Here is a 9,128-nt window from a genome sequence, read left to right on the forward strand (position 1 = left end):
CTGGGGGTGCGCCCGGGACGGCGGGACGTGGTGGTCCGGCGCCGTCCCGGGGCAGCTGGGACGCGCGGCCCGGTCCGAGCCGCGCGGTGCCGTCAGGCCGTGTGCGGGCCCCCCGGGACAACCAGCGAGAGGGCGCCCTTGCCGTAGCCGGGGACCTCGACGGCGAGGTCGATCCGGTTGAAGGCGGCGACCATCTCGGCCAGGTCGCCCGGCAGGTCCTCGCCGGGCGCGTACAGCTTGTAGAGCTTGGAGTGCGGCGCACCCGGGACGTTGAACAGCGCGGAGAGCACGTTGACGACCTCGTGCAGCGCCTCGGTGAGCATCGTGGTGAGCTCGCCGTCCTCCTCGACGGCGTCCTGGACGCCGCCCGGGGGCAACAGCGCCAGGGCACCGCCGGTGTAGGCCGACAGCCCGAGATCCATGACGCAGAGCGCGCTGACGTTCATCTGCGGGTCGACGTACACCGCCACCGAGGCCGGGCGCTCGCCACTCGGCGTGACGGGGTCGCCCGGCAGGACCGCGACCGGCTTGCCGAGCAGGCCCGCCAGCATGTCGCGGACGTCCTTCGCCGCCGGCAGCGTCAGCGTGGTCATGCGATCACCCCGTCCAGCGCGTCCTTGAAGCTGTCCTCGTTGAACGGCTTGGCGATGAGGAACAGCGCACCGGCGTTGGCCGCCTTCTCCCGCATCTCGGCCGAGCCCTCCGAGGTGACGAATCCGAACGGCACGCTCGAACCCGAGGACCGCAGCGCCTCCAGGCACTCGATGCCGGTCATGTTGGGCATGTTCCAGTCGGACAGGACGAGATCCGGCTTCTCGGCGTGGACCTTGTCGTAGGCGTCGCGGCCGTCCTCGGCCTCGACGATGTCGTGGTCGTCGTAGCCGGCCTGCCGCAGGGTGCGAATGACGATCTGCCGCATGACGCGGCTGTCGTCGGCGACCAGGATCTTCACAGTGGCACCTCGTTCTCTTCCTCGATGTCCGATGCGGGGGTGTGCGGGGGGCCGAGGGCGCCCTGCACGGTGATCGATAGCGGCTGACCGCGCCACAGGGCGTCGACGCGGAGGGTGTCGGCCGGCTGGCCGGCAGCCGGCGGCGTGCCCACCTCGGGCAGGCCGAGGGCGGCAGGCCCGGGGAGGACGGCCTTGACGTTCCCGCCGACCACGTTCGCCAGCTCCCCGAGGGCGTCGGAGACGTCCTCGGCGTCCAGTTCCTCGGGTGCGTGCTCGCGCAGCAGCGCCCGGGTCAGCTGCTCAGCGGTGTCGGTGCCGCAGGTGAGCACCACCGATCCGGTCCAGGGGCCGGCGATTCCCACCCAGGAACTGAGCGTCGCGGCCGGGAGCTCGCCCGGCAGTGGGACGAGCACCTCCTCCTCGCCGACCAGGGCCGACCAGGCCTGCTCGGCGATCTCCTGGATCGTCGACCCGTCGAGCAGCGCGGTGATGACCGGCGTAGTCACAGGGCGGCCTCCTGCGGAAGCAGGCCGAGCAGCGCGAACTTGTCGCGGAGCGCGTCGGCGGTGAACGGCTTGATGACGTACTCGTGGGCACCGGCAGCCAGGGCCCGCACGATCTGGCCGTGCTCGCTCTCGGAGGTGACCATCACCAGCGTGACCGCACGCCAGGCGGGGTTGGCGCGGACGGTGGAGACGAACTGCAGCCCGTCCATCACCGGCATGTTCCAGTCGATCGTGCACACCTCGGGCAACCAGCCTTCGTGCAGCACGTCGAGGGCCTCCTGGCCGTGGCCGGCCTGGCGGGTCTCGTAGCCGAAGCCCTCGAGGGTTCCACCCACGATCCGCCGCATTGCGCGGGAGTCGTCGATCACCAGAGCACGCACGTCATTTCCCCTTCAGCGGGCGGTAAGCGGAGCTGCGGCCGGTCACGACCCGCTCCCAGGAGTCGTCGACGCCGAGGGTCGTTTCTGCGGCGCCGAGGAAGAGCCAGCCGTCGGGCCGCATGAGGGCACGGACCCGCCGGAGAATGGCCTGCTTGGTGGGCAGGTCGAAGTAGATGAGGACGTTGCGCAGGTAGACCACGTCGAACGGGCCCATCGGCGGCAGCGGGGCGGCCAGGTTGCACTCCCTGGCGGTCACCATGCGGCGGAGGGTGGGTGCGACCTCCCACTCGCTGCCGGCCCGGGTGAAGTGCCGGACGAGCATCGGCGCCGGCAGCCCGCGGTTGATCTCGAGCTGGCTGAACCGGCCCGCGCGGGTGCGCTCGACCATGTCCCGGGAGAGGTCGGTCGCGGTGATCGAGACACGTGTCCCCGCGTTGGGCAGCGCGTCCTCGAGCAGCATCGCGATCGTGTACGGCTCCTGCCCGCTGGAGCAGGCCGCCGACCAGATCTGCAGCCGGTCGTGCGGTTTCCGGGTGGCCAGCAGCGCGGGCAGCACCGTGGACGTGAGGGCGGTGAACGGGTCGCCGTCCCGGAACCACGAGGTCTCGTTGGTGGTGAGCGCCTCGACGATCTTCCGGGTGTGCTCGGGGCTCGGCCGGCTGCGGACGGAGTCGACCAGCTGCCCCACGTCGGGCAGCCCCATCTCACGGGCGATCGGCAGCAGCCGGGCCTCGACCAGGTACTCCTTGCCCGGAGCGAGCACGATCGCGCTCTCCCGGTGCACCAGCTGGCGGACCCAGTCGAAGCTGGTGGCGGTGAGGGTCATCGCCGGCCTCCGGCGGTCGCCGGCGCGAGGGCGGTGGTGCGGGGTGGGGCCAGGCGCCGGCCGATCGCCTCGGCGATCCGGTCCAGGGGCAGCACCTCGTCGGCCAGGCCGGCCGAGGCGACCGCGCCCGGCATACCCCAGACCACCGAGGTGGCCTGGTCCTGGACGACGACTGCGCCGCCGGCCTCACGGATGCGACCGGCGCCGAGTCGGCCGTCGGATCCCATGCCGGTGAGCACCACGCCGAGGACGGCACCGTCGTAGGCGTCGACGGCCGACCGGAAGAGCGGATCGACGGCGGGACGGCAGAAGTTCTCCGCCGGCCCCTGGTTCAGCGCGGTGGCCTGGCCGCGGCCGGTGCTTCGGACGGTCAGGTGGTGGTCGCCGGGAGCCAGGTGCACGGTGCCCGGGGTCAGGGAGGTGCCGTCGACGGCCTCGACCACCTGCAGGGCGCACAGCCGGTCCAGCCGCTGGGCGAACTGGCGGGTGAACACCGGGGGCATGTGCTGGACGATCAGCACCGGCACCGGCAGGGCGGCCGGCAGCGCGGGCAGCAGCCGGGCCAGAGCCTCCGGGCCCCCCGTGGACGAGCCGATCACCAGGACAGCGGGGTGCTTGACCGCGCCCTGGCGAGGGACCGGTGGGGCGGCCCGGACCGGAGCGGGCGCCGTGGCCCGCGCGGGACCGGGAGCCGTGACCGGACGCCCGGTCAGGGCCTTGATCTTGGGGATGAGCTGCTCGCGGACGCTCTCCATCGACTGTGCGACGCTGCCCACGTTCGCGGGCTTGGTGACGTAGTCGTTGGCGCCGGAGGACAGCGCGTCGAGCGTGGCCGAAGCACCGCGCTCGGTCAGCGTGCTGAACATGACGATCGGCACGCGGCTGCGAGTGGCGCGGATGGCGCGGACCGCCTCGATGCCGTTCATCTCCGGCATCTCGATGTCCATCGTGACCAGGTCGGGCTTGAGCTGCCCGAGCTTGCCGACAGCGATCCGGCCGTTGACCGCCGTGCCGACCACCTCGATGGCGGGGTCGGCGGACAGGACGTCGGTCACGATCTTGCGGACGACGACCGAGTCGTCGACGACCAAAACCCGAATCGGGTCCATACGTCCTCCGTCTCCCCGCGGGACATACCCCCAGGGGGTGTGCTGATGATCCGTGCTGGCGGCCGCCCGGAGGCCACGCTCGGGTCGTGGGGGCGCGCCGCCGTTGTGCCCGGCGGCGCGTCCGAAGACGGCGCCTGTCCCCCAAGTTGTCGGCCACCCCGGGTCTTCTCTTGAGCCCATTTCGGGGGATTTCGGGCCCCTTTTTGGTGATCATGAATGGCGGTCGTCGACCATTTTTTGCCATGTGTCGACATATCTCCGGCGCAATCGGGGGTCACCGGGCGTCGAGCACCGTCTGCCCTTGTCTAGCTCACTGGCTAGAGAGGCGTAGACCGGCGCAGGGGAGGGATTTACGCGGTCGGGCGGGGACGGGTGAGCGGCGGGGTCAGCGTTCCCCGGTGACCCGCTGCATCGGCGCGCGGAGAACCGCGGCGCAGTCGGCCGCCAGCAGGTCGGCCATGACGATGCCCTGGACGCAACCGGCGACCGCGTTCCAGGCGCCGGCCGCACCGTCGGAGGCGGTGAAGCCGCCGTCGAGGAACGCCCGGACGGCGAGCAGCTGCGCGGTGGCCAGCGTGCGGGTCCGGCCCGACACGTGCGCGGCCCAGGATGCCTCGTGCATCGCAGCCGCCCACGGCCGGCGCTCGGCGCGGCCCTCGTCGACGGCGGCGCGCCAGCGCGCCCGGCCCGGGGCATCCAGCTCGCGGAGGGCGGCCAGCAGGCCGTTGAGCTCGGGGGTGGCCGGACCGAGGTCGACCTCCGGGACGCCGACCATGCCGGCCGCGGCGGCAACCGCCAAGGGGCCGGCGAGCTGGCGATGGACCAGCGGCGGGAGCACCTCGGCGGCCCAGGCGCCCACCGCGGCATCGGCGAGAACCTCGGTCGCGGCGGCGAGCACGTCGGCGTCCACCAGGCCGGTGGCCGGGTGCTCGGCGCCGAGCACGTCCTCGCGGAGCACCCGCTCGAGGGCGGCGGCGTCGCCGATCGTGCTCCGCTCCAGCTGTGCGACGAGGACGGCGGCCCGGTCCGTCCCTGGCAGGTCGGCGGCGGCGTCGCGGACGCGCGGCACGGCCGCCGCCAGTTCCCGGGCGCGGCGGGACCGGACGGCGAGAGCCGCGCGTTCCTCGCGGGCCCGGCCGGCCCCCGGGTGCACCGTGGCGAGCTGCTCGAGCGTGCCGGCGTCGGCAGCCAGGCCGGCGAGCAGGACGTCGGCGACCGCACGGCCGGCCGGCAGGCGGACGAGGTCGAAGCCCAGGGTCGCGGCACTCACCAGCGAATACGGCACGGCGGCGCCTCCCAGATCACTTCCCCCGAGGTGAGGTCACACCATGCTGACGGTGATCACCGGAAGGCGCCATGTCGCGGTCACCCGTTCGCTGGACCCTCCCGCCGGCCGTTCTGCGTGTTCGGAGCGCCCGTGTCACCAGGTGATCGCGCACAGTCACCGAACCCGGCCGTGAAACGCCCCGGCCCCCGGTCCGGCAGCCTCCGAGGAGGACCACCGGCCGGGGGCCGAGGGATTGCGCGGGCGTGGCCGCCGGGGAAGTCCGGCCGCGCCCTGCGGCGCTCAGGCGCCGACAGCAGGGTTCCGGGCTGCTGTCAGGCGCTGACCGCCTTCTGCACATCCAGGGCCAGCAGCAGCTGCCCCTGGAGCTTGAACGCGCCGCGGATCAGCTCACGGGCGGACCCGTCGAGGGTGTCCGGCGGGGCCTCGAAATCGGTCGGGTCGACGTCCACGACATCGGCGATGGCGTCGACGAGCAGGCTGACCGCCTCCCCGTGCAACCGGACGACGATGACGACGGCGTCGGTGCCCTCGGGGCGCGGCGGGCGACCGAGCCGTTCCCGCAGCTCGATCGCGGTGACCACCTGCCCGCGCAGGTTGATCAGGCCGGCGACAGCGGTGGGCGCCAGCGGCACCCGGGTCAACCCCTGGCTCTTCAGCACCTCCTGCACGTGCGCCACCTCGACGCCGTAGAGGTCGCCGTCCAGCCAGAAGGTGGCCAGCTGACCACCGATGGCCGGCGCGGACAGTTCGGTCCCGGCAGTCACGTCAGACCTCCAGCAGGGAAGCGGGGACACCCTCGGCCGCGGTGAGGGAGTCCAGGGGAGTGGAGTAGAAGGCCGGGTCGGCAGCGAGGATCGCCGCCCGGACGTCGAGCAGCTCGGTCACCTTGTCGCCGAGGACGGCCGAGCCCAGCAGGCCGAGGTCGTCGATGTCGCTGCGGATGGCGGCCTCGCCGTCGACGATGTCGAGGATCTCCTCGACCACGATCGCGACGCTGCGCCCGTGGTCGGCGTAGACGATGACCTCGAGCACCTCGCGGTCGGTCTCGCCGTAGGCACCCAGGTGCCGGTCGAGCCGGACGATGGGCAGGATCGCGCCGCGGTACTGCACGACCTCCCGGTTGCCCACCTTCTCGACGGACTCGGCCCGCACCTGCTCGAGGCGGGTCACCGTGTCGAGCGGGATGGCGACCCGTCGTCCCCCGCCGATCGCGGCGAGCAGCATCCGCTGGCGCTCGGTCTCCGCCTGGGCGGCGGAACTCGCGGACTCCCGGGTCTCCTGGCGGTCGGTCGTCTCGGTGCGCAGCGCCCGGCGGGCCAGCGCCTGGACATCCAGGATGAGCGCCACGGTCCCGTCACCGAGCACGGTCGCACCCGAGTACAGGCCGATGGCCTTCATCTGGCCACCGACCGCCTTGACGACGATCTCCTCGGTGTTGATGACCCGGTCGACCACGAGGCCGAAGCGGCGGCCCTCCGAGCGCAGCACGGCGATGACGACGTGGCCGTCGTGCCGGTCCGACGCCAGGCCCAGGACGTCGGTGAGCCGCACGAGCGGGAGCAGCTCTCCGCGCAGCCGGTAGACCGGCGCACCGCCGACCTCCTCGACCGCCGTGGCCGCCTTCTCGGCGTCGAGCGACACCAGCTCCTGCAGGCTGATCTGCGGGATGGCGTAGCGGTCACCGGAGCACTCGACGGTGAGCGCCGGGACGATCGCCAGGGTCAGCGGGATGCGCAGCCGGCAGACGGTGCCGCCACCGGGCACCGACTCGACCTCGATCGTGCCGCCGATGGACTCGATGTTGGTCTTCACGACGTCCATGCCCACGCCGCGACCGGAGACGTTGGTGACCGCCGCGGCGGTGGAGAAGCCCGGCAGGAAGATCATCTGCAGGATGTCGGCCGGACTCATGCGGGCGAGCGCGTCCACGGAGATCAGGCCGCGCTCGACGGCCTTGGCGCCGATCTTGTGCGGGTCGATACCGGCGCCGTCGTCGGCCACCTCGACCACGACCTGGCCGCTCTCGTGCCTGGCGCGCAGGGTCAGCACGCCCTCGGCGGGCTTGCCGGCAGCCTTGCGGGCCGCGGGGGCCTCGATGCCGTGGTCGACGGAGTTGCGGACCAGGTGGGTCAGCGGGTCCTTGACCGCCTCGAGCAGGGTCTTGTCGAGCTCGGTGTCGCGACCCTCCATCTCCAGGCGGACCGACTTGCCGCACTGCAGGCCGAGGTCGCGGACGACGCGCGGCAGCTTCGACCAGATGTGGTCGATCGGCTGCATGCGCGTCTTCATGACGCCCTCCTGCAGCTCGCTGGCGATGAGGTTGAGCCGCTGGGAGGCGCGGACCAGGTCGGTGTCGTTGGAGCGCCCGACGTACTGGACGATCTGGTTGCGGGTCAGCACCAGCTCGCCGACGAGCAGCATCAGCTCGTCGAGCAGGTCGACGTCGACGCGGATGGTGCTGTCGGCGACGGCCCGGCGGGCCTGCCCACCACCGCTCTCCGCGGCCGGGGCGGCCTCGCCGTCGGGCACGTCGGCCACCTCGACGGCCGGCTCCGGCCGGGGGGCCGGCACTACGGGGATCTCGGACACGGGAGCGGACACCTCAGCGACAGGAGCGACAGGGCTCGGGACGGCGGCCGGGGCCTTCTTGGCCGCGGGCTTGCGGGGGGCCTTCGCCGCCGGGGCGGCCTCGGCCGGGGCCTCGTCCGCGACGACCGCGACGGCCGGCTCGGTCACGGCGGGCTCGTCGTCCATCGCGGCGCTGATCGCCGCGACGACGGCGGCGACATCGACCCCGCCCTCCCCGCCGGTGGCCTCGATGGAGGCGAGCAGCGCGCGAACGGTGTCGACCATCTGCAGCAGCACGCTGGTCCGGGTCGGGGTCAGCGCGAGGGCGCCGTCCCGGAGCCGGGAGAGCATGTTCTCTCCGACGTGGGTGACCTCCTCCAGGCGGTTGAACGCCAGGAAGCCGCTGGTCCCCTTGATGGTGTGGATCGTGCGGAAGATGCTCGACAGCCGCTCGCGGGAGTCGGGCTCCTGCTCGAGGGCGACCAGGTCGGTGTCCAGCTGATCGAGGTTCTCATGGCTCTCGACCAGGAACTCCTCGACGATGTCGTCCAGACCGTCCACGTTGCTCTTCTCTCTCGGGTCCGGCGCCGCGAGGCGCTTCGGAAAGGTCATCGGTCGGCCGGCCCGGGAACTGAAGCCCAACGGGTCGGCCGGAACCGCCGGGGATGTCCCCCGATTCGGATCGGGACGGTCGCACCTGGCCTTGGCAGCAGAGCCTGCCCCGGAGAGATGATTACGTCCGGCGCCGTTCCCGGATCGTTTTCCCGGCGCGTGTCGCCGCTCTCGGGAAAATTGATCCGCCATCACCTCGGAATTGTCGACATGACCCCGGCAATGCTGGTGCTCAGCACGTCAGAGGTGAAAGTTCATCCCCTGGCCATGACGCAGCACCGCCGGAACCTGCGGGGTCCTCGCCGGGCGTCGGCGCCGCGCGGGCGAGGCGCACCTCAGTAGTTGAACCGAGCCACGGTGGTGCGCAGGTCCGCGGCCATCCGGGACAGCTCGTCGACCGCGGTGCGGGTCTGGGTCAGCGCCTGGGTGGTGGACTCGGCCGCGGTGGAGACGCCGGTGACGTTGCTGGCGATCTCGGTGGTGCCTCCGGCGGCCTCGGTGACCGACCGGGACATCTCGTTGGTGGTGGCCTCCTGCTCCTCCACCGCCGAGGCGATGGTGGTCTGCCGATCGGAGATCTGCGCGACGATCTGCGAGATCTCCTCGATCGCCCCCACGGCCGCGCCGGTGTCCTTCTGGATCGCCTCCACCCGGCGGGCGATGTCCTCGGTCGCCTTCGCCGTCTCCTGTGCCAGCTCCTTCACCTCGTTGGCCACCACCGCGAAGCCCTTACCGGCCTCCCCCGCGCGGGCCGCCTCGATCGTGGCGTTCAGCGCCAGCAGGTTGGTCTGCTCCGCGATCGAGGTGATCACCTTCACCACGTTGCCGATCTCCGCCGAGGACTCCCCCAGCTTCGCCACCGTCGCCGTCGTCGTCTCCGCGGCCGT

The 9,128-nt window shown here is 72.3% G+C and carries 10 protein-coding genes; all 10 read right to left on the reverse strand.

The genetic code is table 11. From position 1 onward, the window contains the following. Positions 1-92 precede the first annotated feature (92 nt). Entirely contained in the window at positions 93-593 is a 501-nt protein-coding gene (locus BMZ50_RS02735) for a hypothetical protein (protein ID WP_091320914.1), read from the reverse strand. Then, the gene (locus BMZ50_RS02740) at positions 590-952 is read right to left on the reverse strand and encodes a response regulator (RefSeq protein WP_091320916.1); all 363 of its coding nucleotides are present in this window, start codon (positions 950-952) and stop codon (positions 590-592) included. The genes BMZ50_RS02735 and BMZ50_RS02740 overlap by 4 nt, the downstream gene beginning before the upstream one ends. After that, positions 949-1,458, reverse strand: coding sequence for a chemotaxis protein CheX (locus BMZ50_RS02745; protein WP_091320919.1), 510 nt, complete (start codon positions 1,456-1,458; stop codon positions 949-951). Before BMZ50_RS02745 ends, BMZ50_RS02740 begins: the two co-directional genes overlap by 4 nt. Further along, complete coding sequence (locus tag BMZ50_RS02750) at positions 1,455-1,838, reverse strand: response regulator (protein ID WP_091320921.1); 384 nt, start codon at positions 1,836-1,838, stop codon at positions 1,455-1,457. Before BMZ50_RS02750 ends, BMZ50_RS02745 begins: the two co-directional genes overlap by 4 nt. 1 nt (position 1,839) lies before the next feature. Continuing rightward, positions 1,840-2,664: a CheR family methyltransferase gene (locus BMZ50_RS02755; protein ID WP_091320923.1), complete on the reverse strand. Its 825-nt coding sequence runs from the start codon at positions 2,662-2,664 to the stop codon at positions 1,840-1,842. Next, complete coding sequence (locus tag BMZ50_RS02760; RefSeq protein WP_091320925.1) at positions 2,661-3,773, reverse strand: protein-glutamate methylesterase/protein-glutamine glutaminase; 1,113 nt, start codon at positions 3,771-3,773, stop codon at positions 2,661-2,663. The genes BMZ50_RS02755 and BMZ50_RS02760 overlap by 4 nt, the downstream gene beginning before the upstream one ends. Positions 3,774-4,158: 385 nt before the next feature. Next, a complete protein-coding gene (locus tag BMZ50_RS02765) occupies positions 4,159-5,043 on the reverse strand; it encodes a hypothetical protein (RefSeq protein ID WP_245753288.1) in 885 nt (294 codons plus the stop codon). A gap of 329 nt (positions 5,044-5,372) precedes the next feature. Then, a complete protein-coding gene (locus BMZ50_RS02770; RefSeq protein WP_218146060.1) occupies positions 5,373-5,825 on the reverse strand; it encodes a chemotaxis protein CheW in 453 nt (150 codons plus the stop codon). Position 5,826: 1 nt separating this feature from the next. Then, positions 5,827-8,190, reverse strand: coding sequence for a chemotaxis protein CheW (locus BMZ50_RS02775; protein ID WP_091320929.1), 2,364 nt, complete (start codon positions 8,188-8,190; stop codon positions 5,827-5,829). Between the two features lie 386 nt (positions 8,191-8,576). Then, positions 8,577-9,128: methyl-accepting chemotaxis protein (locus BMZ50_RS02780; protein WP_245753290.1), on the reverse strand; the 552-nt coding region annotated here is incomplete at its 5' end.

The organism is Geodermatophilus ruber, assembly GCF_900114385.1.
Classification (GTDB): domain Bacteria; phylum Actinomycetota; class Actinomycetes; order Mycobacteriales; family Geodermatophilaceae; genus Geodermatophilus; species Geodermatophilus ruber.

What these genes read in the sequence shown, in the direction of transcription:
- BMZ50_RS02755 (WP_091320923.1), bottom strand. Translation starts at nt 2,664, where the DNA reads ATGACCCTCACCGCCACCAGCTTCGACTGGGTCCGCCAGCTGGTGCAC.
- BMZ50_RS02760 (WP_091320925.1), bottom strand. Translation starts at nt 3,773, where the DNA reads ATGGACCCGATTCGGGTTTTGGTCGTCGACGACTCGGTCGTCGTCCGC.
- BMZ50_RS02735 (WP_091320914.1), bottom strand. Translation starts at nt 593, where the DNA reads ATGACCACGCTGACGCTGCCGGCGGCGAAGGACGTCCGCGACATGCTG.